Genomic DNA, 24,076 nt, shown 5'->3' on the forward strand with positions numbered 1-24,076 from the left:
TCGAGTTCGCGCGATGCGAACGCCAACCAGTGCGCGGCGCCCCCTCGTGCCTGCCGGGCTTCCTACTGCACGGGAGCATCCCACTGGGTCGGCAACGGCGTGGGGAACTCGGGAGCGACGTGCGCGACGATCTCGTCCAGCACGCGGCGCACCGCCTTCTCGCCAACCCAGAGATGCTTGGCGCCGTCCACCGCAATGAGTTCCGCCTGCGGGACGCGGGCGAAGCGGCGGGCGGCCTCCGGCGGCTGTAGATAGTCGTCGAGTTCGGGGACGAGGATCACGAGCGGCTTGCCGAAGGCGGCCCAGCGATCCAGATCCTCATCGGTCGCGCGATGCAACGGCGGCGAAAGGAGGATCGCGCCCTCGATGCGCGGATCCGCCCCGTACTTCAGCGTCAACTCCGTACCGAAGGACCAGCCGACCACCCACTGCCGCGGCAGCCCGCGCTCCTGTGCGAATTCGAGAAGGGCGGCAACGTCGTGGCGCTCCCCCGCACCCTCGTCGAACGTGCCATCGCTCGTGCCGCGCGGTGACGAGGTTCCGCGCGTGTTGAACCGGACCACTGCGATGTCCGCGAGCGCAGGAAGCCGCCACGCCGCCTTGCGCAAGACGTGTGAATCCATGTAGCCGCCGTGGGTGGGCAGCGGATGCAGCGTTAGGAGTGTGGCCCTCACCGGCGCGGTGGCCGGTAACGCCAGTTCGCCAACTAATCGCAGGCCATCGGAGGTGCGCAGCTCGATGTCCTCGCGGTGGGCGGGCAGGACCGATGTCGCTCGAATCTCGTGACTCATAATGACACCAGGATAGTGACCGTCCGGGCGGTGTCGGTGCGGGGGTGTCGGTCGCCGCGTGTCAGTGGCCGATGCGCCAGCAGGCCGCGTGCCAGTGGCGCCTGCTCTCAAGGCCGTCGCGGGCGCCGAGGACGGTCTCGGCACGCCACGCAGCCACGTGCGCCTCGCCCGGCGCTATGACGCGGTGACATCCTGGGCAGGTGTACTGCTTCTCGGAGTGCCGTATCTGCTGAACCACCCACTCCTCGCCGTCACGAGTCACACTGGATCGTCCACCCGTTGCGCGATCGACGTTGAGTTCCGGCGCGGGCTTGCCGTAGGGACGGCGGCTGGAACGGCGGCTACTGGGCACATTTCTATTGTCACGCCAAGCTGGTTCGCGGCCAAATGCCAGGAACAGGCGGTAACGTTGAGTGCGCCAGACTCGCGGCGGCCCTGTTCACTGGTTAGCGATGCGCCCTGCGGGCAATTCGATCTCGCCGGCCGGCGTCTCGACCACAAGATTCGTAAGGACACACATTGAAGTCAGTCACCTTCCGCGCTGCGGGCATCGTCGTCGCGGCAGCGCTCGTGCTCGCGGGCTGCTCCGATTCGAACTCGTCATCCCCCAGCACCGACGCCTCGACCGCGCCGAGCGCATCCGCTCCGGCGGACGGCAGCTCGTCCGAGACGAGCGCCGCGGACCTTGCGCAGCTCGACAAGGTCACCGTGACTGGCGAGGCGGGTGCTCAGCCGACGATCGAGTTCGAAGGTCCTCTGACATTCTCCGACCTCGCCGTGAAGATCTACTCCCCCGGAACGGGCGATGAGATTCAGGCGGGGCAGAAGATCACCGTGAATGTGTACCAGGTCACCGCCGACACCGGAACCGAGTCGTACAACTCCTACACCGGCGAGCCCGAGCCGCTTACCCTGACTGAGGGTCAGCTCAACGAGAAGCTTCTGAACGCTTTCGTCGGCCAGAAGGTGGGCGTGCGCGTCCTGCTCGGGGCCCCCGGTACGGCGGCTGACGCGGCATCCGGCACGGAGGCCCAGCCCGGTTCGGTCGCCGCCGTCGAGGTGCTGTCGGTCGAAAGCCTCCTTGACGACATCGCTCCCGATGCTCCCGGCACCCCACAGGTCAAGTTCGACGATGCCGGAGTTCCCGCCATCACACTCCCCAAGGAGTTTAAGGCCCCTACAGTTATTCAGCGCGCGATTCTCACCGAAGGCGATGGGGAGGTTGTCACGTCCAGTAACACGATCAAGGCTCACTACCTCGGAGTCAAAGCCTCAGATGGAAGCACGTTTGACTCGTCGTGGTCACACGGAGAAGAGCCTATCGAGTTCTCACTTCAACAGGTCGTCTCGGGCTGGACCATGGGACTTTCCGGGGTAAAGGTTGGCTCGACTGTTTTATTGGTCATTCCACCGGAGTTCGGCTACGGGGCTAATGAAGGTCACGAGCTTCAGGCGGAGACTCTAGTATTCGTTGTCAAGGTCGAGGCACTCGTCTCGTAACCCGAAGAAAAGGGGGCATCCGCTTCACGCATCGCGAGGCATTGAGTAGTTTCCCGGAGGCTGCTACACCTCACGATTTGGATTATTGACGAGTCTCGCAACATCAGCCGAAGAACCCTCGGCAAAAAGGTGGTCACCCCCGCTTGGGTCGACCACCTTTTTGCATATGTTCTTAGTGGTGCATCCGATCCCTGATGACGCTGCATATGGCCAGGGCGCCAGTCATATGGCGCTTGACCCCTGATCTTGGACACGCTGATTCCAGCACGGTGCTGGGGAAGCGAGAATTCAAGGGATGGCTAGGAAGAACTACACGGACGAGTTCCGGCAGCGGGCGGTGGACCTGTACGAGTCCACGCCTGGGGCGACGTTGAAGGGCATCGCGGCGGATCTGGGGGTCTCTCGCGGCGCGTTGAAGGAGCGGGTCGACAAGTACGGCTCCGGGACCACGCCCGCCCACGCGGGGTCGCCGCCCATGCCCGGACGGGTGGAGTCGCAGACGGCGAAGGTTCTCCGCCTGGAGGCCAAGAACGCGAGGTTGGAAGGCGGAGCGGGTCAAGCTCGAGACGGAGCGCGGCATCCTCCGTCAGACGGCGAAGTATTTCGCCGGGGAGACGAACTGGTGAACCGCTTCCAATACGTCGAAGGCCACAAGGATGCCTACGGCGTGAAGCGGTTGTGTGAGGTCGTCGAGATCACCCGGTCGTCGTTCTACGCGTGGCTCGCAGCCGCACCAGGACGGGCTGAGCGGCAGGCCGCGGATAAGTTGTTAGCGGCGCGGATCCGGGTGCTCCAGGACCCTACGAAGGGCAGTGACCGTGCCTACGGGGCGCCGCAGATCACCTCTGACCTCAACGACGGCGTCGCACCGATCGAGCGGATCAACCACAAACGGGTCGCCCGCGTGATGCGTGAGCATCAGCTCGCCGGTATCCGGCTGCGACGCCGAGTAAAGACGACTATCCCGGACCAGTCCCCGGACATACGTTTCCCGACCTGCTCGGGCGGGACTTCGCCATCGGTGAGCCGAACCGCAACTATGTCGATGACATCACTTACCTGCCCATCGCGGTTGGGTCGAACCTCTACTTCGAGACCTGTATCGATCTCGGCTCCCGGAAGCTCGCTGGTTGGCAGGTCGCCGATCACATGCGCACCGAACTCGTCGGGGACGCTCTGCGTGCTGGGGCCTGTGACCGCGGGTCGCTGGCCGGCGCGATCTTCCATTCCGAACATGGCAGCGTCTACGCCTCGAAGGCCTACGCCAAGCTCTGCGAGCAGCTGCAGGTGACACAGTCCATGGGAGTGGTCGGCACAAGCGCCGACAACTCCCTGGCCGAAAGCCTGAACGCGGCGCTGAAACGCGAGCTCCTCGCCGGAGAGTCGGTGTTCCCGGACCATGCCATGCGTATCGGGCCGTGTTCCGATGGGCGGGCCGCGACAACACCCGCCGACGCCACTCAGCGATCGGCAAACATCACCCCGAACACCTACGCGGCGACCACGTCCGCTACCCTCACGGAAGCGGCATAGCCGAACCAACACCGTGTCCACGATCACGGGTCAAGGCCCTATCTAAAATCGTTAAGGTTCGATCACACTCACCGCACCGGCATTGCAGCCATGAACTGAGGATTGCGGCAAGCGTTACCTGCTTCTTTGAAGGTGTAAGGCTGATTGGCGCGTCGTTAGAGATGCGTGATAAACCTGGTCGTCCGACTACGGAGATTCCAACATCGGCCATCGACAAGACCTCGACACGTCTAACGCTACCTTCGCTTGCCCTGACCTGACGACGTTCTGCGATCTTGACAAATTCGGTGTTTCAGATTGACGGTAGATCTAATCTGGCGCGTTTCAATTGGGTCGACCTTCGAAGGTGATCGCGAAGGCGTTGCGTGCGGGAATCCACCTGGCCACCTAGCGTGCCTGACCCGCCCGGTGGGGTCGAGGGCTGGGTCACGAAGTAGAGACACTTCAAGCGCGGCGGGAGTGAGTGGGTGTTTTGAGGACTCGATCGCGTTCCATCGAGCAGATGATCCGACAGACTGGGGCGTCATAGTCCAGGAACGGGATGGACTCGCTCCACTCCTTCGCCCCGATTTTGCAGATCGCGGGATAACGGATCGCCCACTTCTCCACGAAGTCCTCGAACCTCTCGCTTCATACGACCTCGTTCGGGGCAGTATTGTCGGGATTCAGGTCGCAGCGCGGTCCGGTCCCACTACTTCTTCGAAGCACACCTGAACGTGTGACGGATCAGATGGATAGTGCAGTTCTGTGCCGCAACGAGTTCACGCGTCGTGGCGATCAGACTACGAAGCAACTTGAGCCCTTCACGGACGACGATGCACACGTCCTCAACACCATGGTTCTTGATCCCGGTAAACGCGCCCAGCCAGAACTACGTGCTCTCACGACCATCGCCGAAGTACACCGCGACCTGCAGTTGCGAGAGACGCGCAGTCAAACGATCCTAGGGATACCCTCCACCCACGCTTCTGGTTGCGCACGATCGTCAGATTAAATGACCCTTCTCTATCGGCCGGGCGAATCGATCTGTACCACAGCGACCTCGGTCAGCACTGTCTTGGACCGAATCCCGTTCCGTCTGTTATCGTCAACGGTTGCATCGTGCTTGCACAGAATCAATCATTTAGTGACTTAGTCGAATTTTATTACTCCAGTCTGGGTCCACTGTTTTGTCTAGGCTCAACTCAAGAAGCCAAGATGGGTCAGCAGAGTTGTCCGAACTGCGACACTAGTTCAAGGGACAGTCCATCCCACGGATCCATAGTCAATAAATGCAAGACGTCACTAGCAGGCCTTTCTTGCAAAGAAAGCCAGGCTTCTTCTACTCGGTTTCACTCGACAATCTACTGCGCCTTTAGTTTCGACAGTAAAAGACATGACTGCGCCCCTATTGCGCTTCCACACAAGACGCGAATTCTCCTCAAAACGCGATTTCTCACAAGCAGGATAGTAGTAGTCAAATGACCCGCTGACTTTGGTAGTCCCGTAATAAAAAACGGTACGAGATTTGGGACGAAGCTTATGTGTTACAGAAACACTCCTACTCTTAGTTTTCTTACCCTCAGCCTTAAGGCTATAGCGAGTTTTGGCCGATAGTTTAGCAAGTGCAAAACCAGCCTCAAGACCGCCCTCGTAACTGACATCAACGCTCGCCGCTATAGTCTTGTCGATAGAAATCGACTCAGTTCGAGTCGCAGACTCTAGCGTTTCATTCTCATATAATTCCGATCCAAGAATTACTGGTTTCTTTTTAATGGAGCGCCATTTCAAATATGCCTTGCCTGTTTTTAACGGCACATGCCAACACGGCAAATCCTGCGCTCGGACGGGTTTCGCTTCAGCGACTGTTGCAGAAACTGCGCACAGAAGCAAGGCTAAACTAAGCCCGGCGGCGATTATCGATTTCAATCTCATGAGCACGTCCTTTGCTTATTTTCGGTCATTCGATCAGTATTGCAAAATGACAAGTTCTATTTTGCGCGAAGCGTTTTTATAGAAGTTTGACTCTCTCCTCCAATACCCCTTGCAATTATAATGACAGTAATCTTCTTCTTGACAAAAATTCCCTTGACGTGGACTCGTCGTTTCGTAAACGTTTTGCTAACTAGGTTTTTATTACCGACGAGTACACGAATCGTATACGATGTAGCGCCCCGAGACTTATTCCAGGAGACGCGAAATGACTTCTTGCTCAATCGCTTAATTTTGATTCCTTTGACCATGGATGGTCTGGGAGGTAACGTCTTCGTAGTAAATGCAGTGAATGTCGGTTCAGAGTGACGACCGGTGAAAGTTCGATATTGAAGTTTAATCCTATATCGAGTAGATGGCCGAAGACCGATGAATCCGGCTGAAGTTCCCTGTGTAACTTTTGACGATATAGTTTTCAGATTTGAGTCGACGATACTGACAATATAGGCCTGAGCGTTCAAATCGTCCTCCCATGTTGCAACGGCTGAATTTGCCTGAATTTCTTCTACTAGAGCAGCGTCAGGCGCCTCAGCCATTGTTGCGACTAAAATACTGGAAGAATACTCGCTCTTCGATTGTCCTACAGAAGCGACCTCCACACGATACTGGGAATCCGGAACCAATCCTGTGAATATGATACTATTGGTCGTCGACTCCATGGTGCGTACGTCATCCTCGTTGTCCAGAAAGCTCAACTTCTCATCGATTGCACGTACTTCGTATTTTTTTGCCCCCACCACGGACTTCCATGTAAGCCTAAGAGAGTCTGAAGAAAAAGCACTGCCGGAAAGCCCCGAGGGGATTGCGGGGGGCGCTGGATACGTAGTAAACGAAAGCGGATTTGACTCCACAGAGCACCCACTAGCTGTACAGGCTTTTAGCGTGACGGTATATGTCGTCGCAGCAATTAGGTTTTGAATCGAGTATGACAAGAGACCTGTCGGCACCTTAAGAGCCAGGACTTGATTCGATCCCTGTTTCACAGTAATTCTATATTCAGTAGCAGTATTTACAGTTGCCCATGAGACCTCCGCTGATGTGCTGGTGAGAAGATCTTCCTCCAATTCAACATCAGGCATATCGGGCAATGTTACGAAAGTAACTGGATTAGACCAAGCACCCCATCCAGTAGAGTTATAGGCTCGCACTCGAGTTCGATATAACGTACCCGCCTGTAGTCCATACACACTGCGGTTAAGGTTCGTTTGTACGAATACACCGTCCTCTAATACAGTTCCGTTTGTATCATAAACACGCATTTCGTACTTTGTAGCACTCAATACGGAATCCCACGTTACCGTCACCCATTTCGCAGGATACAGAGTGACTCGAATGTTTGTCGGGACGCCAGGAACAGCGGCTTGTGCACTCGGCACGCCGACGAAGATAAGGGCGATAGCCAGCAGAAAGCGTAACAAAATTGGCTGGTGCCGCATGTTTGTGAACCTCAATTTTTTTGAACTAGTTGATGAGGGAACCTTCAAGGCTCTGTGACAGAGTACTCGAACCGCATAGTTTGTGCAACTTTACTTGTTTCTGACGCTTTAAGTCTTGACGAACCGGACTCGACTTCACCCAATGTCTCGAGGAACTCCGTGAAGGGCTCTTCCGATTTGAGGGTGTAGGAGTGGTGGGCGCGTCGTTGCGGGATTGAGGGTCGAGGTCTTTCGATGATGGAAGTTCTCACACTGTCCCTTCGAAAGGCCTCGACGTGTCTAACGCTACCTTCGCTTGCCCTGACCTGACCACGTTCACTCGGCTCGATGAGCTCGGCCTGGTCGTTGTGGGTCAACGCCTGGAACGGTCCCGTGGGGGGTCAAGGGGTCTGCCCCGAGTCTTGTTGACAGTCGGGGTTGAGAGTGATCAGGCCGCTTTCGCGTCCGTGTAGATCGTTTCAAACTCTACGGGAGTGAGTTTGCCGAGGCCACGTTGCCGGCGCCTCCGGTTGTACTTCGTTTCGATCCAGGACACGATCGCGAGGCGGAGCTCGGCGCGGGTGTCCCAGCGCCTTGTGTTCAGCACGTTCTTCTGCAGCAGGCTGAAGAAGCTCTCCATACTCGCATTGTCACCGGCACCGTAAGAGCGCCCCATAGAGCCGATCAAGCTATTGTTCCGAAGCAGGGTTTGGGTGCGTTTCGCACGAAATTGGCCGCCCCTATCGGAATGGCACACCGTTCCCTCGGGTGAACGCAACGCGATCGCGTTGCACATCGCGGCTCTCGCGAGAGAAGAACGCATGCGCGTGTCGATGGAGTACCCGACGATCTTGTTCGACCAGACTTCTTTGAACGCGCAGATGTAGAGCTTGCCTTCTTTGGTCGGGTGCTCCGAGATGTCCCACAGCCAGACCTTGTTCGGCCCGTCGGCGACGAACTCGTGCCGGATGACACCGTGCTCGTCGACGACCGCGAGGAGATCGTCGTGCGGCGTAGGTCCCGTGCTGCCGGGCTTGCTGCGCTTGCGGTGGTGCGATGCGTGGATCCCCGCGATCCGGCAGAGTCGGTGCACTCGGTTCTCGCTCGCGGTGATCCCGTGCTCGCTCTCGAGCTCATCGGTGAGGAACCTGTAGCCAAGGGTAGCGTCGTCCGCATGGAGGTCGTAGAGCGCATCGATGAGGTGCGCATCGTCCCAGTCCCGCTGGGAGGCAGGATGTTCCAGCCACTGGTAATACCCCTGCCTGGAGAGGCCGAGGACCCGACCGGCACCCTCACAGGGGCGCCGGCCGCAGCCATCTCTCGGACGAGCGGGAAGACTATTTTCCCGGCAGGTTCGCCTGGGATAGATACGCGGCCGCCCGCCGCAAGACCTCGTTCTCTTGCTCGAGGAGTCGGATCCGCTTGTTCGCCTCGCGGAGCTGTTTACGTTCGTCCTCGGTCAGGCCCGGCGCACGCCCGTCTTCAACATCAGCCTTCTTTAACCAGTTGAACAAGGAGGCTTCAGAGATCCCGAAGTCACGCGCGATCTGCGACAACGGGGCCTGCGCCTTACGTGCCACGGCCACGACATCATCACGGAACTCCTTCGGATAGGGCTTGGGCATGAATACATCCTTCCAGTGAGGACGAATCCTCACACATCAGATGTCAACCAAACCCGGGGCAGACCCGGCCGCGGCAGAAGCTACGCGAAGTCCTCCCCGACTACAGCGAAAACGCAATCCACAGCGGCGGCAGAAAAGGACGCGGCACCAAAGACGGCGTCCACGTCGATGCCTACATTCCGTGGGAATCCGCATTAGGGACCAAACTGCGGCTCAAGGTGGAGAAGCTGATTGAGCACACAGAGCCTGCACCGATGAACGGCTGGCGTCTGCTCAACATCCATGCCCACACAGCCACCAAGCTTGCCGCACTGCTTGACCGACCCGATACAGAAAAGGGCGAGAAAGACGCCCGCGAGATCGACCGGCTGCTCGAACACGGCGCGGACCCCGTAGAGACCATCGCGGTCCTTCTCGATGCCACCGGTGGTGATCGCGAACTCATCCCCGGCTACATCGAGCAAGCTTTCGACCTCGTCCCCACCCTTGTGCGCGCCAACAAGCAACGCCGACGTGAACTCGCGCACCAACGACGCGTATGGGTCGACGAGGCTGAGCACCAACTGTGAACTGGCGACAACGACCGCTAACGCTCCAGTGCCATCTCGGCTCGCCTCGTATTGCTAGACGCAAAAAACTGACCTCCGTCATCCTCAAGTTCAGTGCCCAGCCTATCCAGAAGCCGAACGAAGCCAAGCGCTCCACGAAACTTGGCCTTGAGAGGTATCGGAACGCTGAGGCCCGCGAGCAGTCGCGGCTTTCGACTGCAACGGTGTAGAACATCGACAAGTCCGCGACGCACGTTCTTGACGAGCGGTCGCTCACCGGGGCTTGGCACCCGCCGTATCGCCGGGGATGTAACCGCAAAACCACTTAGGGATTTCACGATTCTGCTCTAGGAAGGGGCGTCCGGCGCTAACCCAATGAAGCCCCGCCGAAACCTTGCGGTCTGGGCGGGGCTTCACGATTGCGAGTCAACTGGTCAGAAGTCCCAGTCGTCGTCCTCGGTGTTCACGGCTTTGCCGATCACGTAGGAAGACCCGGAGCCCGAGAAGAAGTCGTGGTTCTCGTCCGCGTTGGGGCTGAGCGCCGACAGGATCGCCGGGTTCACGTCCGTGTCCGCCTTCGGGAACAGCGCCTCGTAGCCGAGGTTCATCAGCGCCTTGTTGGCGTTGTAGCGCAGGAAGTTCTTGACGTCCTCGGTCAGGCCCATCTCGTCGTAGAGGTCCTGCGTGTACTCGACCTCGTTCTCGTACAACTCGAAAAGCAGATCGAACGTGTACGTCTTGAGGTCGTCGCGCTCCTGCTGCGTGACGAGCTCGAGTCCCTTCTGGAACTTGTAGCCGATGTAGTAGCCGTGGACCGCTTCGTCGCGGATGATGAGGCGGATCAGGTCGGCCGTGTTCGTCAGCTTGGCCCGGCTGGACCAGTACATGGGCGCGTAGAAGCCCGAGTAGAACAGGAACGATTCGAGCATGGTCGAGGCGACCTTGCGCTTCAGCGGGTCGTCGCCGCGGTAGTAGTCGAGGACGATTTCCGCCTTGCGCTGGAGGTTCTCGTTCTCTTCCGACCAGCGGAACGCGTCATCGATTTCGCGGGTCGAGATCAGCGTCGAGAAGATGGACGAATAGCTCCGCGCGTGCACCGATTCCATGAACGCAATGTTCGTGTAGACGGCTTCCTCGTGCGGGGTCAGCGAGTCCGGGATCAGCGAGACTGCGCCGACGGTGCCCTGAATCGTGTCCAGCAGCGTCAGCCCGGTGAAGACGCGGGTCGTCATGCGCTTCTCGGCCTCGGTGAGCGTCGCCCACGACTGGATGTCGTTGGACAGCGGCACCTTCTCGGGCAACCAGAAGTTGCCGGTGAGGCGGTCCCAGACCTCAAGGTCCTTGTCATCCTCGAGGCGGTTCCAGTTGATCGCCGATACGCGATCGATCAACTTAATCTTGCCGGTGGGGCTCATGTGCTTTCCTTATTCTGCTGGCGAGTTCGAAGTCGTGTCGGCAACCGGCCAGGTCACAGCATGCACGACACGCAGCCCTCGACCTCGGTGCCCTCGAGCGCCATCTGGCGAAGACGGATGTAGTACAGCGTCTTGATGCCCTTGCGCCATGCGTAGATCTGCGCGCGGTTCAGGTCGCGGGTGGTTGCCGTGTCCTTGAAGAACAGCGTCAGGCTCAGGCCCTGGTCGACGTGCTGCGTCGCGGCGGCATACGTGTCGATGATCTTCTCGTAGCCGATCTCGTACGCATCCTGGTAGTACTCCAGGTTGTCGTTCGTCAGGTACGGCGCCGGGTAGTAGACGCGGCCGATCTTGCCTTCCTTGCGGATCTCGATCTTGGAGGCCACCGGGTGGATGGACGAGGTCGAGTTGTTGATGTAGCTGATCGAGCCGGTCGGCGGGACCGCCTGCAGGTTCTGGTTGTACAGGCCGTGCTCCATGACGGACGCCTTGAGTTCGCGCCAGTCGTCCTGGGTCGGGATCGCGACGCCCGCCTGGGCGAACAGTTCGCGAATGCGCTCGGTGGCGGGCTCCCACACCTGGTCGGTGTACTTGTCGAAGTATTCCCCCGAAGCGTACTTCGACTCGGCGAAGCCACCGAACGAGGTACCACGCTCGATCGCGAGCTTGTTCGATGCCCGGATCGCGTGGAACGCGACCGTGAGGAAGTAGATGTTCGTGAAGTCCAGGCCCTCTTCGGAGCCGTAGTGGATCCGCTCGCGGGCCAGGTAGCCGTGCAGGTTCATCTGGCCCAGCCCGATGGCCTTGCCCTCCGCGTTGGCGCGGCGGATCGATGGCACCGAGTCGATCGACGTCTGGTCCGCAACGGCGGTCAGCGCGCGAATCGCAGTCTCAATGGTCTTGCCGAAATCGGGCGAGTCCATCGACTTGGCGATGTTGAGCGAGCCCAGGTTGCAGGAGATGTCGCGGCCGATGTGGTCGTAGTTGAGGTCCGTGGTGTAGGTCGACGGGGTCGAGACCTGCAGGATCTCCGAGCAGAGGTTCGAGTGCGTGATCTTGCCGGCGATCGGGTTGGACCGGTTCACCGTGTCCTCGAACATCACGTACGGGTAGCCGGACTCGAATTGCAGTTCCGCAATGGTCTGGAAGAACTCGCGGGCGTTGATCTTCGTCTTGCGGATCCTGCCGTCGTCGACGAGATCGTGGTAGATCTCGGAGACGTTAACGTCCGCGAACGGCTTGCCGTAGACGCGCTCGACGTCGTACGGGCTGAACAGGTACATGTCGTCGTTGTTCTTGGCCAACTCGAACGTGATGTCCGGGATCACGACGCCCAGCGAGAGCGTCTTGATGCGGATCTTCTCGTCCGCGTTCTCTCGCTTGGTGTCAAGGAACCGCATGATGTCGGGGTGGTGCGCGTGGAGGTATACCGCTCCGGCCCCCTGGCGCGCGCCGAGCTGGTTCGCGTAGGAGAACGAGTCCTCCAGCAGCTTCATCACCGGGATCACGCCCGACGACTGGTTCTCGATCTTCTTGATCGGAGCACCCTGTTCGCGCAGGTTGCTCAGCAGCAGGGCCACACCGCCGCCGCGCTTCGAGAGCTGCAGGGCGGAGTTGATGCCGCGGGCGATCGACTCCATGTTGTCCTCGATGCGCAGCAGGAAGCACGAGACCGCCTCGCCGCGCTGCGCCTTGCCGAGGTTCAGGAACGTCGGAGTCGCCGGCTGGAAACGACCGGAGATGATCTCTTCCACGTAGTCCGCGGCCAACTGCTCATCGCCGTCGGCGAGCGCCAGCGCGACCATGCACACGCGGTCCTCGAAACGCTCCAGGTACCTGCTGCCGTCGAAGGTCTTCAGCGTGTACGAGGTGTAGTACTTGAAGGCGCCAAGGAACGTCTCGAACCGGAACTTCTTCGAGTAGGCGAGTTTGAACAGCGCCTTGACGAAGTCGCGGTCGTACTTATCCAGAACCGCGGCCTCGTAGTAGTGGTTCTCGACCAGGTAGTCCAGCTTCTCGCGCAGCGAGTGGAAGAACACCGTGTTCTGGTTGACGTGGCTCAGGAAGTACTGCCGCGCCGCGAGTTTGTCCTTGTCGAACTGGATCTCGCCGTTGGGACCATACAGATTCAACATCGCGTTGAGCGCGTGATAGTCCAAGCCGGTCGTCACATCGACCTCGGTTGTCGTTGCCAAAATCGCACCAAGCCCTCCTGGACGCGAGTAACGTCCTGCGGTGTCCCCATGAGTTCGAATGCGTACAGGTATGGCACCTGACACTTCGCGGAGACGATGTCACCGGCGAGGCAATAGCCGCTGCCGAAGTTTGTATTGCCCGCGGCTATGACGCCGCGGATGAGTGCCCTGTTGCCGGGCACGTTGAGAAATTTGATGACTTGCCGCGGGACCGCCCCGCCGTGGTCCCCGCCGCCATAAGTCGGTGTCACGAGGACGTAGGGTTCGCCGACCTGCAGATCCGGGTCGGATCGCCGGAGCGGGATGCGCAAGGCTGCCAGGCCGACCTTGTCGACGAACTTCCGCGTGTTCTCGGAAACCGACGAGAAATAGACGAGGCTGGCCACGCCAGAGCCTGCGTCAGGCCACTACGGAACTCGCCGCGACCTGCTGAGCGAGCTGGCTGATCTGGTCGGGACGGAAACCAGACCAGTGCGAGTCACCGGCGATCACGACGGGCGCCTGAAGGTACCCGAGTGAACGAACCATCTCGAGCGCCTCGACGTCCTGGCTGATGTCGACGATCGAGTACTCGATGCCCCGCTTGTCCAGCGCACGATACGTCGCGTCGCACTGCACACAAGCCGGCTTGCTGTAGACCGTGATGCTCATTTTGACGAGTTCCTCCTGCTCGCTCGCACCCGCCCGGCTCGCCCCGAAACCGGGTCGGGCGCAAAGTGCTGACACTGCTGAAATTACGTTGTTGTCATTCGCAACGGGGCGTGGTTTCCCTCGCTCATCCCCTGCTCATCCAACACTACACCTAGTGGCGGACACTCGCCTGCACTACTAGGGATAGTGTTTGCGCGTCGCATCGGTTCGGCTGTGGACAACCTGCGCATGACTCGCCACGAGGGCCCACTGGGCCGCGACAACCCGCCGATTCGGCCTCCACATCGTCCCGGAAAACTCGTCCACGGGCGGTGGATAACGACTCGAAGATTTTTCCCACCGGCGTGTCGCCACCAACGATTCACCTCTCGTTCCCCTGACCGTCGATCACCGGTCGCTATCTGCCTGGACCATGAGGGATTGACCCCCCGACCTCTCGACACGACAGGCCAAAACAACCACGTGGACACCGTCATCACCCCTCGGCGCCTGACTACCAAGCGCGAAACCGCAGACCGCGTCTTCCGCGGTAGCGTCCGCGCGAGCGGCACGACCGTGCTGCTCATCATGTCGTTCGTCGGCGTGTTCCTCCTCATCCGCGCCTGGGAGGCCCTCCGGGTAGCCGGCCCAGGCTTCTTCACGACCCAGGCGTGGGAACCCGATTCGGGCAACTTCGGCATCGCGGCCGTGATCGTCGGGACGATCCTGATAGCCGGCGTGGCCGTCACGGTCGCGCTTCCCCTCGCGATGGGCACCGCCCTTTACATCAGCGAGTACGCCCCACCGCGCCTGCGTAAAACGCTGATCACCATCGTCGATCTCATGGCCGCCGTGCCGTCGGTCGTGTTCGGCCTGTGGGGGGTGTTCTTCCTGCAGGAGAAGATCGTCCCCGTGGCCCGGTGGATCTCCACGGTGTTCGGCTGGATCCCCCTGCTGCGCGTGGACGGCGTGGACCCGCACGATCCGCTCGCGAGCTCGACCGTCTACACGTCCTCGACCTTCATCGCCGGCATAGTGGTGGCGATGATGATCACCCCGATCATGACCTCGATCATGCGCGAGGTCTTCATGCAGGCTCCCCTGGGTGAACGCGAGGGTGCGCTGGCACTCGGCTCGACCCGCTGGGGCATGATCCGCTCGGTCGTGCTGCCATACGGGGCGGGCGGGATCATCGGCGGCACGATGCTGGGGCTGGGCCGGGCGCTGGGCGAGACCATCGCTGTGTACATGATCATCTCGCCCGTCTTCGTCATCCAGCCGCACATCCTGGCCAATGGCACCAACTCCGTCTCGGCCCTCATCGCCCTGCGCTACGGCGAGGCGACGCCCATGGGCATGTCTGCGCTCATGGCCGCGGGTCTGGCCCTGTTCCTGATGACCCTGGTCGTCAATTTCGCGGCGTCCACCGTCGTGGCGCGCTCCCGCTCCGGGGCGAGTTCGTGAGCGCGCGCCCCCCAGTTCGATTTGAAGGACGAGTTCTCCCATGACCATCGCCACGCAGGTCCGCATCGACCAGGCGCCCGACGTGACAGCGAGCCAAGTGCGACGGCAGTTGTCCAACACGCGCGTTGGAGACGTGCTTGCCCTCCTCGGTTCGGCAATCGCCTCGCTCGCGCTGACCGCATTCGCCTCGCTGGTGCTCGCACCCGTTCGCGGCGCTCCCGCTTTCATCGCCCTGACACTGATCGTGTTCGTCGGGATCTATGCGGCGGTCGCCGCGATCACCGAGAACGGCCCCGCTGTGCGTGATCGCGTCGCGATGGTGGTCGTGCACACGCTCGCGTTCGCGGTGTTGCTCGTGCTGGTCTTCATCGTCGTGTTCACGGTTGCTCGAGCGCTCCCCGCGCTGCCGCATCCGAACTTCTACACCCAGGACATGTCACTCGCCGGGCCACTCGACCCGCTGGACGTCGGAGGCGTTCTCCACGCGATCACCGGAACCATGATCCAGATCGGCATCGCACTGGCGATCACCATTCCGCTGGGTCTCGCCACCGCGGTGTTCCTCTCGGAGATTCCGGGACCGTTCGCCAGGTTCGTCCGAACGGTCGTCGAGGCGATGACCGCGTTGCCCTCCATCGTCGCGGGCCTGTTCATCTACGCCACGGCAATCTACATGTTCGGGCTCGACAAGTCCGGATTCGCCGCCGCCCTGGCCATCTCGATCATGATGCTGCCGATCATGATCCGGTCTGCCGACGTGGTGCTCCGCCTTGTTCCCCACACGCTCAAGGAGGCCGCGTACGGCCTGGGATCCAGCCAGTGGAAGACCGTCTGGCAAGTGGTGCTGCCCACCTCCCGGTCGGGCCTGACCACGGCGATTATCCTCGCCACCGCCCGCGGGATCGGCGAGACGTCTCCGGTTCTGCTGACCTCCGGATTCACCGCGGCGATGAACACCAATCCCCTGTCGGGCCCCATGGTGTCGCTACCGCTCGCCATCTTCCAGTTCGTCAAGTCCCCAGAGCCGAACATGATCGCCCGTGGATTCGGCACGGCAGCGGTGCTCATGGCGCTCGTGGTCACCTTGTTCGTGATCGCCCGGGTCATCGGCGCCGACAGTCCCGCCAAGAAGGCCCGGCGCCAGGACCGGCGCGAGGCCGTGCTGCACACCCTGACGGGCCTCGTTCGCCGCGCCACTCGGGCGCGGCGCGGGCGCGGCGATCGCCCCGCATCCGAGCCCGACGAAGCGCGCTCGCCCGCCGCCCAACAGTCCCACCTTCCCACCTCCACGCCTACCATCCAGGAACAGTGATGTCGAACCCCATTCAGGCCCGCCGCGGAGTACCGGCACGCCACCTCGTCAAGGTCGCGGCACTCGTCCTGGCGGGCGGCTTCGCCGCCAGCCTCGCCCTCGCGCTCGCCCCAGCGGCGAACGCCGACACCTACGTCCCGATCAGCGGTGCCGGATCGTCATGGTCAGCCAACGCAATCGATCAGTGGCGCCGAAACGTGGAGCAGTACGGCATGCGCGTCAACTACGCGTCCACCGGTTCCTCCGACGGGCGAAACCAGTTCAAGTCAGGCACCATCGACTTCGCGAGTTCCGAGATCCCCTACGGACTCAAGGACGGCGGGGTCGTCGATACCCCGCCGTCGCGAGGCTTCGCCTATATGCCCATCGTCGCGGGCGGTACCGCCTTCATGTACAACCTGCGCATCGGCGGACAGCAGGTCACGAACCTGCGGCTGTCGGGCGATGTGCTCACCAAGCTGTTCACCGGCGACATCACCATGTGGAACGATCCCGCCATCGCGGCGGACAACCCCAACCTGTCGCTGCCGGCGCGCAAGGTCGTGCCGGTGGTCCGCTCCGACGGCTCCGGCTCGACCGCACAGTTCACGACGTGGATGGCGTCCGAGCATCAGTCGCTGTGGGACAACTACTGCAAGGCGGCGGGACGATCCACGCCGTGCGGCGTCACCTCCAACTACCCCACGGTCGCGGGCAAGGGCTTCGTCGCGCAGCCCAATTCGCAGGGCGTCGCGGGCTACGTCGCGCAGCGAGCGAACGAGGGCACCATCACCTACGTCGAGTACTCTTACGCGCTGAAAACCGGATACCCGGTCGCCAAGGTGCTCAACCACGCCGGCTACTACGTCGAGCCGACCGCCTCGAACGTCGCCGTCGGGCTGTTGTCCGCCAAAATCAACACCGACAAGAACTCGCCTAGCTACCTCACCCAGGAGCTCACCGGGGTCTTTCGCAGCGACGACAAGCGGACGTATCCCCTGTCCTCGTACAGCTACCTGATCGTCCCGACCGGTACCCAATCGGGGTTCACGACGGCCAAGGGCAAGACGCTCGGTGCATTCTCCTACTACTTCCTGTGCGAGGGCCAGCAGCAGGCCGAGGTGCTCGGTTACTCGCCGCTGCCCATCAACCTCGTCAAGGCGGGACTAGAACAGGTGCGGGCGATTCCCGGAGTCGCGGCGCAATCCATCGACCTGAAGGGATGCAACAACCCCACCTTCTCCCCCGACGGGACGAACACGCTAGCCAAGAACGCTCCGATGCCAGACAACTGCGACAAGAAGGGTGTCGAGCAGTGCACCCAGGGCACCGGCGGTGCGAAGAAGACGAAGACCGCAGTCACCAAGACGTCCAGCGGCACCACCAAGGGTGGGACCACAGGTTCCGGGACGACGGGTTCGACTGGCGGTGGGACGTCGACAGAATCGGGCGGTGGTACGGACGGTGGCGGCGCCGACACGGCCACGGATGGAGCCAGCGATGCGGGCACCGACGGCGGCGCGGCCGATACGGACAACACGGTCACCGGGGGCGGCGACGCGGGAGGCTCCGTCGTGGGGCCCGACTTTGGCGGCGGACCCGTCGTCTGCGAACCGGACACCGGCGTGTGCATGAATGTGATCGCCGAGCCGGTAACTCTTGAGAACTCAGCGGCGCCGGTGGTTCCGGCTGGGGCGTGGTTGGCCATCGGCGCGGCGGCCCTCGCTATCGCCGCACCGTCCCTGGTAGCCTTCCTCGCTCGCCGCAGGAACGGCTCGTACTCAGCCAAGGGAGGCGTCCGATGACGGCGCGCTGGGAAAGCGGGTCGCGCGTGAGCGTCCTGCGCAGGGTCGGCATCGTCCTCGGCGTCGTCGGCCTGTCCGCCAACGCCCTAGGGGGCGTCCTGCTGATCGCATCAACGACCGCGAATGGTGCGGGCAGCCGGTCGGTCACGGCGAGTGACGATGACTGGGGTGCGACCACCGATTCGGCCGTGACCCAGCAGTGGGCCGATCCCGCTCTCCTGGGCGAACGTGATCCCGCGAAAGCCTCCTACAACGCGCTTGCGGGCATCACCGTCACGGTGAGCCAGACCAAGGACTTGACCACGCAGGGCATCACCGTTTCGTGGTCCGGGGCCGCCCCGACCCCGGTGAGCCGATTCTCGGAGTCGTTCTTTCAGGTCATGCAGTGCTGGGGAGACGAAGACGCCGGCCCCTCGCCGGAGCAGTGCATGTGGGGAACACCGTCGACAGGAATCGCGGCCATGCTCGGGGATCGGGTCGGGGGCCGAACCCTCCGGCTCAATGAAGATCCCGCTCAGCAGTACTCGGACGAGTACCTCGTCCCCCCGCCTGCGTCCAACCCCTACCTGCGCGCTTACTCCGTCCCGTTCGAAACGGTGGACGGTGACCGCGTCACCGACGTCAGTCCCTACTACACCTCGGCCACGACCAACGAGGTCTCCGCGGCGCGAACCAGCGCGGATGGCTCCGGCGTCATCGTCTTCAACACCCTCAACGCCATGGACGCGCCGCACCTGGGGTGCGGCGCCGTCACCGGCGGCAAACCGCGCGGGTGCTGGCTCGTCGTCGTACCGCGGGCGGACACCACCGCTGGCGGCACGAACGTCGACGACCTGGACGACGGCATGCTGAACGGATCCCCACTGACGGCTACCAACTGGGCGGACCGCATGGTGTTCGACCTGTCCTTCCAGGCAGTGGGAACCAACTGCCCCCTCGGCAATGCCGAGCGGCGTCTCGTCGGGCATGAGCTGTTCTCCGAGGCAATGACCTCGTGGCAGTCGAACCTGTGCGGATCGGGCACCACCTACGGCTGGTCGCAGATCGGCGACGAGGAAGCCCGCACTCAGCTCCTCTCCCCGATCGACGGCGCCGCCCGCCTGGCCGTGATATCCGATCCCGTGTCGAAGGAGAAGGCGACGGGAAACGTGCTGCGCTACGCGCCAATAGCGCGCAGCGCGATCGTGTTCGGCTACAACATTGAGCGCGATCTCAAGCAGAGCGCCACGCACAGGGAACTCGGCGGCACCCCTGTGTCCGACCTGACTCTCAACGCGCGACTGATCGCCAAACTCCTGACGCAGTCGTATCGGGCCGATGTCCCGGGGGGCGGTACGACCGCCCCGATCACGTCGAACCCTTACTCGATCGTCACCGATCCGGAGTTCGTGGAGCTCAATCCGGAGTTCTCCGATTTCATGGCCGCGACGGCACCCGAGGGCCTGCTCGTGTCCCTGGGCTCGTCCGACGCGAATGCGCAGGTGTGGCAGTGGCTCCAGTCGGACCCGTACGCCCGCGCGTTCCTCTCGGGCGAGGACGACGGTCACGGCATGAAGATCAATCCCGCCTATCTGACCCTCGATCTGGCGAACACACCGACGGATTCCTTCCCCAAGGCCGACCTGACGACCTATCGCGCCTCCAGCATCGTGCCCGAGCCCGGCTTCGGCACGCTCGACCTGCGCCCCTACATGACCGATATGCTCGATGCCGCGCAGCGGGCCCAGCGCGGTGAATCGGGTTCGAAGATCGTCTGGGATCAGTTCCGTCAGCCGTCGTCGTTCGTTGCCTCGGGCGCGCAACTTCCTGGACACCGCTTCCAGCTCGCGCTCACCGACCGTACCTCCGCCCACCGCTTCGGCTTGCGCACGGCGTCGCTCGTGAACGAGGCAGGGCAGAAGGTGGCGGCAAGCGAGTCCGCGGTCACGAAGGGGCTGGATTCCTTCGTAGCTGCGGCTGCAGACGAGACCGTCCGGGTGTACGACCCGACGCAGCGCACGCTAGGCGCGTATCCCCTGGCCACTATGAGCTACGCGGCCGTGAACGTGTGCCGCGCCAGTACCGCCGAACTGAAGGACTATTCGCGTTTCCTCACCTATGCGGCGGGCGCAGGACAGGCCCGTGGTGCCGCCAAGGGGCAGTTGCCGCTTGGTTACCTTCCCCTCACCGCCGCCGACAAGAACTCACTGACCACGCTGTCCGCTCTGCTGACCGATTCGGCCGGGATAAAGAAACTCTGCCCCGTGACGGCGGAAAAGCCCAAGGACGACAAGAACGTCAAGAAGGACGACACCAAGAAGGACGAGCGGGAGAAACCGGCACCTCCGACCGCGCCGGCCCCTTCGGCCTCTACACCGACCCCTGCGGTCGAGACTCCCGTGGCGGAACCCAGCGAGGATACCGCGCCCCCGCCCGCCGAGCCGGCACCCGTAGCGGTGGAGACGGCCGCCGCCGAACCCGTGTTGACCGCAGCCGTGTCCACCCGAGGGTGGCGGACCGGAGCCATCGGCGCGATGTCGCTGGGGCTGCCGTGCTCCATTCTCGGCCCGCTGCTGGTACGCCGGGCCCGAGGTTTGCCTTCCTGATGCCTGAAATTCGCTTTTCGGACGCCTGACTGCGACCTCGATGTCGCTCAGGACTGCGTAGATGATCACGTCAATCGAAATGACACACCTCATACTCATCAAACGAGAGGAACTCCCTCGATGATTGCCAAGAAGACGGCCCACGTGGCCGCAGGCATCGGTGCTGGCGCACTCCTGTTCGCCGCTGCTGCGCTTCCCGTCCACGCTGACCCCGCTGGGGGCGCGTTCGGGACCCTCGTCGGCCTCGGATCCGACACCACCCAGGACGTGCTTAACGGGATCGCCAGTGCGATTCCGGGCAACCTCGTCGCGTCCTACGACGCGACCGGGTCGGGAACCGTCGTCACCCGCGCCGGCGGAACCGCGATTCCCCGCGCCAACGGCTCCGGGGCGGGCGTGAACCTTCTGCGCGTAGCCATCGGGCAGACCGGTTCCGCCTCCGTATCGACGTTCAGCAGCGGTACCGTCTCGGTCGAGACCGCGGCCGTGGCGGGGCAGATCGACTTCGCGCGGTCCTCCTCCGGCGCCGGTAGCAACGTCGTCGCGGGCGGCGTGCTGACATACGTGCCGTTCGCGGTTGATGCCGTGACGTACGCGGTGTCCCCGACCTCAGTCCTGCCGAAGGATCTGACCAAGGACCAGCTCATCTCGATCTACAAGGGCGCGATCGACCGAGTTGCCTACAAGACCGGCGAAGCCAGCCAGCTCCTCGATAAGACCGACAGCGTACCCGCCGGCTACACGTCCGTGGGTATCACCACCTACATCCCGCAGGCCGGGTCCGGCACGCGGTCGTACTGGCTGGGCCAGGTCGACATCAGCGAGGCACAGATCTCGAACAACACCTTCCCGAACCTGAAGGCCACGGACCTCGGCGGCGCTCCAGTGCAGGAGCACAAGGGCGCAGCGCTCGTCACCGGCAACGCGGAGCAGCAGAAGGCGACGATCGTGCCCTTCTCGATCGCTCAGTGGATCTCGCAGGCGAACGGGAAGGTCACCGACCACCGGGCGAACGCGCAGCTCGGCGGCGTGACGGTAGCCGGCACGCTACAGACACCGACCATCGGGAGCGGGACGAGCTACGCCCTCAACCCCAACTTCAAGGCGTACAACCGGACCGTGTACAACATCGTCCCCTCAAAGTACGCTGACGACCCGAACTCCGTCATCCGCGCCACCTTCGTCGGATCGAACTCGGCCGTCTGCCAGCAGACTGCGGTCATCCAGTCCTTCGGATTCGGCACCACCACGGACTGCGGCGACACGACGATCCGCGCGTACGCCCCCTCCGAGGCCACCATCGCCGCCACGATCCCCGCCTCCGCGCAGGTCGGCAAGGCCAGCACGCTCAGTGCCAAGGTGACCTCGTTCGGAAACGGCGGCGGCACGCTCACGTTCAAGAACGGCTCGACCGTTCTCGCGAGCACCACGATCGCCAAGGGGCAGGACACGGCCTCCGCGCAGTGGACGCCAGCGGCGTCCGGCGGCATGGACATCACCACCGAGTTCGTCCCGAACCTCGCCGGAGTCGGCGCGGCGGTTTCCCCTGCATCGCCGATCACCGTGAGCGCGGCGAGCGTCCCCGCTCCCGCCGCGACCTCGATCGCTCTGACGGTGAGCAAGGCGCCGACCGCCGGAAAGACCGTCACGGTCACCGCGTCGATCACCAAGCCTTCCGTCGCGGGAACCGTCACGTTCTTCGATGGCGCCAAGGCACTCGGCAACCCCGTCACCGTCGCGGCCAGCGCCAAGACGGCCAGCACGACGTTCAAGGCGAGCAAGCTGTCGTACTCGATTCGCGCGGTGTTCACCCCGGCGACGAGCGCCGCCATCGCATCGAACGCGGCGACCACGGTCAAGGTCGCCAAGGCCAAGGCGGCCGTCAAGGTCGGCAAGGTCAAGGCGGGCAAGCGTAGCGCTACGGTCGCCGTTACCGTCAAGGTCAGTGGCGTCAAGGCCGCCGGCAAGATCACTGCGAAGGTCGGCAAGAAAAAGGTCGGCACGGGAACCGTTAAGAACGGCAAGGCCACCCTCAAGCTCAAGAAGCTCAAGGCCGGCAAGAACAAGGTGACGTTCACCTACGGCGGCGCAGTGCTCGTCGCGAAGGCGAGCTCGAGCAAGTCCATCACCGCCAAGAAGTAGCGCCTCACGAGGCGCTCCGATCTCGCGCCTCGTCACTCGCTGCCCCGCGGTAGTGCGGCACCACTCGGTGTCGCACTACCGCGGCACCGTTCCCGCCCCCGTCACTTTTTCCCGCAGAACGAGAGAACGTCCACGTGACCATCACTGAGCAGCCACCCGCGGTCCTGGCGGCATCTCCCACCCCGGAACCCGTCGCGTCGCATGCCGACGCGCCGTCCGCGCGCTACGACGCGCCCCGTCAGGCCGAACCGCGAGAGCGTCGCGCCGCCTTGACGGCCGCGATGCCGCAATTCGATGGCGAGGACCGCACGCGCATCCTCGGGTTCGTGCTGCAGACGCTCGGACTGCTTCTGCTCAGCGTTGTCGTGCAGGTACTGCTCTTCTCGCCCCTTCAGCACCACCGGGCCCAGCACATCGCCTACAACGACCTGCGCTATGCGCTGGCCAACGGCACCAGCCCAGTCGGCCAGCTCACCACCTCGGATCGCCTGATCACGCCCGGTACCCCGATCGGGGTGATCCACATCCCCAAACTCGGCCTGGACGAGGTATTCCTCTCCGGCACCACCTCGGACATCCTGCAGTCCGGCCCTGGGCACCGTCGAGACACCGTCCTGCCAGGTCAGCTCGGCGCGAGCGTCGTCATGGGCCGGCAGGCCACCTTCGGCGGACCGTTCCGCAAAATCGGAACTCTCGCGATCGGGGACGAGATCACCGTCACCACTGGGCAGGGCACGGCGATCTACACCATCGCGGGCTTCCGACGGGCGGGCGACCCGCTCCCCGCTTCGCTCGGCGCGGGCCGAGGCCGTCTCACGCTCGTGACCGCATCGGGCACGCCGTACCTACCGACCGGAGTGCTGCGAGTCGACGCGGACCTCACGTCCGAGGCGTTTCCCACTCCCCGTTCGGTGATCTCGACCGCCGAACTCAGTGACGATGAGCAGGCCTTCGCGTCCGATCAGGCCGCGTGGCCGTGGGTCATCATCTGGCTGGCGGTCTGGGCCGGGGTCGTCGCCGTCGTCATCTGGCTGCGGAACTGGTGGGGGCGCGCTCAGGCTTATCTGGTGGGGGCGCCAGTCTTCGTCCTCATCAGCTACCTGCTGACGCAATCGCTCTTCGCCGTGCTGCCCAATCTGATCTGAGCCGCGGCACCGAATGTCCCC

The 24,076-nt window shown here is 62.6% G+C and carries 17 protein-coding genes and 3 pseudogenes; 9 read left to right on the forward strand and 11 right to left on the reverse strand.

What is annotated here, in order from left to right; all coding sequences use genetic code 11:
- Positions 1–62: 62 nt before the first annotated feature.
- On the reverse strand, positions 63–791 hold the full coding sequence (locus FB461_RS07030; RefSeq protein WP_142120189.1) for an alpha/beta hydrolase: 729 nt from the start codon (positions 789–791) through the stop codon (positions 63–65).
- 61 nt (positions 792–852) lie between these two features.
- Entirely contained in the window at positions 853–1,143 is a 291-nt protein-coding gene (locus tag FB461_RS07035) for a hypothetical protein (RefSeq protein WP_142120191.1), read from the reverse strand.
- Positions 1,144–1,310: 167 nt separating this feature from the next.
- Here FB461_RS07035 and FB461_RS07040 point away from each other — a divergent pair, with 167 nt between their 5' ends.
- Both FB461_RS07040 and FB461_RS07045 read left to right on the forward strand, forming a co-directional pair.
- Entirely contained in the window at positions 1,311–2,291 is a 981-nt protein-coding gene (locus FB461_RS07040; protein WP_142120193.1) for an FKBP-type peptidyl-prolyl cis-trans isomerase, read from the forward strand.
- Positions 2,292–2,586: 295 nt separating this feature from the next.
- Positions 2,587–3,824: pseudogene (locus tag FB461_RS07045) on the forward strand (IS3 family transposase).
- A gap of 691 nt (positions 3,825–4,515) precedes the next feature.
- Here the strand turns inward: FB461_RS07045 and FB461_RS12485 are convergent.
- The 5 genes and pseudogenes from FB461_RS12485 to FB461_RS07070 all read right to left on the reverse strand — a co-directional run bounded on the left by FB461_RS12485 (position 4,516) and on the right by FB461_RS07070 (position 8,835).
- Positions 4,516–4,689, reverse strand: coding sequence for a transposase (locus FB461_RS12485; RefSeq protein WP_142120881.1), 174 nt, complete (start codon positions 4,687–4,689; stop codon positions 4,516–4,518).
- A gap of 419 nt (positions 4,690–5,108) precedes the next feature.
- Positions 5,109–5,738 carry a hypothetical protein gene (locus FB461_RS07060; RefSeq protein ID WP_142120197.1) on the reverse strand — a complete coding sequence of 210 codons (630 nt, stop codon included), beginning with the start codon at positions 5,736–5,738 and terminating at the stop codon, positions 5,109–5,111.
- A 56-nt stretch (positions 5,739–5,794) separates the two neighbouring features.
- Positions 5,795–6,874 (reverse strand): fibronectin type III domain-containing protein, encoded by a 1,080-nt coding sequence (locus tag FB461_RS07065; protein ID WP_170222645.1) that lies wholly within the window; start codon positions 6,872–6,874, stop codon positions 5,795–5,797.
- A 27-nt stretch (positions 6,875–6,901) separates the two neighbouring features.
- Positions 6,902–7,231 (reverse strand): annotated as a pseudogene (locus tag FB461_RS12490) (fibronectin type III domain-containing protein); the annotation flags it as partial.
- Between the two features lie 427 nt (positions 7,232–7,658).
- A pseudogene (locus FB461_RS07070) lies at positions 7,659–8,835 on the reverse strand (IS3 family transposase).
- Between the two features lie 254 nt (positions 8,836–9,089).
- On the opposite strand from FB461_RS07070, the gene FB461_RS07075 reads away from it, so the two are divergent.
- A complete protein-coding gene (locus FB461_RS07075; RefSeq protein WP_211349848.1) occupies positions 9,090–9,404 on the forward strand; it encodes a hypothetical protein in 315 nt (104 codons plus the stop codon).
- Between the two features lie 413 nt (positions 9,405–9,817).
- Here FB461_RS07075 and nrdF read toward each other — a convergent pair whose 3' ends face one another.
- Genes nrdF through nrdH form a run of 4 tightly spaced genes read right to left on the reverse strand, consistent with a single transcriptional unit; the run spans position 9,818 to position 13,644 of the window.
- On the reverse strand, positions 9,818–10,798 hold the full coding sequence (nrdF, locus tag FB461_RS07080) for a class 1b ribonucleoside-diphosphate reductase subunit beta (protein WP_142120203.1): 981 nt from the start codon (positions 10,796–10,798) through the stop codon (positions 9,818–9,820).
- Between the two features lie 53 nt (positions 10,799–10,851).
- Positions 10,852–12,993, reverse strand: a complete 2,142-nt coding sequence (gene nrdE, locus FB461_RS07085) for a class 1b ribonucleoside-diphosphate reductase subunit alpha (RefSeq protein ID WP_281282066.1) — start codon at positions 12,991–12,993, stop codon at positions 10,852–10,854.
- Positions 12,966–13,379: a class Ib ribonucleoside-diphosphate reductase assembly flavoprotein NrdI gene (gene nrdI, locus FB461_RS07090; RefSeq protein WP_142120205.1), complete on the reverse strand. Its 414-nt coding sequence runs from the start codon at positions 13,377–13,379 to the stop codon at positions 12,966–12,968. Before nrdI ends, nrdE begins: the two co-directional genes overlap by 28 nt.
- A 13-nt stretch (positions 13,380–13,392) precedes the next feature.
- Complete coding sequence (gene nrdH, locus FB461_RS07095) at positions 13,393–13,644, reverse strand: glutaredoxin-like protein NrdH (protein WP_142120208.1); 252 nt, start codon at positions 13,642–13,644, stop codon at positions 13,393–13,395.
- 462 nt (positions 13,645–14,106) lie between these two features.
- Between nrdH and pstC the strand changes: the two genes are divergently transcribed.
- From pstC to FB461_RS07125, 6 genes are all read left to right on the forward strand, one after another.
- Positions 14,107–15,087: a phosphate ABC transporter permease subunit PstC gene (gene pstC / locus FB461_RS07100; protein WP_246046063.1), complete on the forward strand. Its 981-nt coding sequence runs from the start codon at positions 14,107–14,109 to the stop codon at positions 15,085–15,087.
- A gap of 40 nt (positions 15,088–15,127) precedes the next feature.
- On the forward strand, positions 15,128–16,399 hold the full coding sequence (gene pstA / locus FB461_RS07105; protein ID WP_142120212.1) for a phosphate ABC transporter permease PstA: 1,272 nt from the start codon (positions 15,128–15,130) through the stop codon (positions 16,397–16,399).
- Positions 16,399–18,183 (forward strand): phosphate ABC transporter substrate-binding protein PstS, encoded by a 1,785-nt coding sequence (pstS, locus tag FB461_RS07110; RefSeq protein WP_142120214.1) that lies wholly within the window; start codon positions 16,399–16,401, stop codon positions 18,181–18,183. Before pstA ends, pstS begins: the two co-directional genes overlap by 1 nt.
- The gene (locus tag FB461_RS07115; protein WP_142120216.1) at positions 18,180–20,768 is read left to right on the forward strand and encodes a hypothetical protein; all 2,589 of its coding nucleotides are present in this window, start codon (positions 18,180–18,182) and stop codon (positions 20,766–20,768) included. The genes pstS and FB461_RS07115 overlap by 4 nt, the downstream gene beginning before the upstream one ends.
- 120 nt (positions 20,769–20,888) lie before the next feature.
- Entirely contained in the window at positions 20,889–22,910 is a 2,022-nt protein-coding gene (locus FB461_RS07120) for an Ig-like domain repeat protein (protein WP_142120218.1), read from the forward strand.
- 134 nt (positions 22,911–23,044) lie between these two features.
- Complete coding sequence (locus FB461_RS07125) at positions 23,045–24,055, forward strand: sortase (RefSeq protein WP_142120220.1); 1,011 nt, start codon at positions 23,045–23,047, stop codon at positions 24,053–24,055.
- Positions 24,056–24,076: the final 21 nt, after the last annotated feature.

The organism is Rarobacter faecitabidus (assembly GCF_006716265.1).
Classification (GTDB): Bacteria; Actinomycetota; Actinomycetes; order Actinomycetales; family Cellulomonadaceae; genus Rarobacter; species Rarobacter faecitabidus.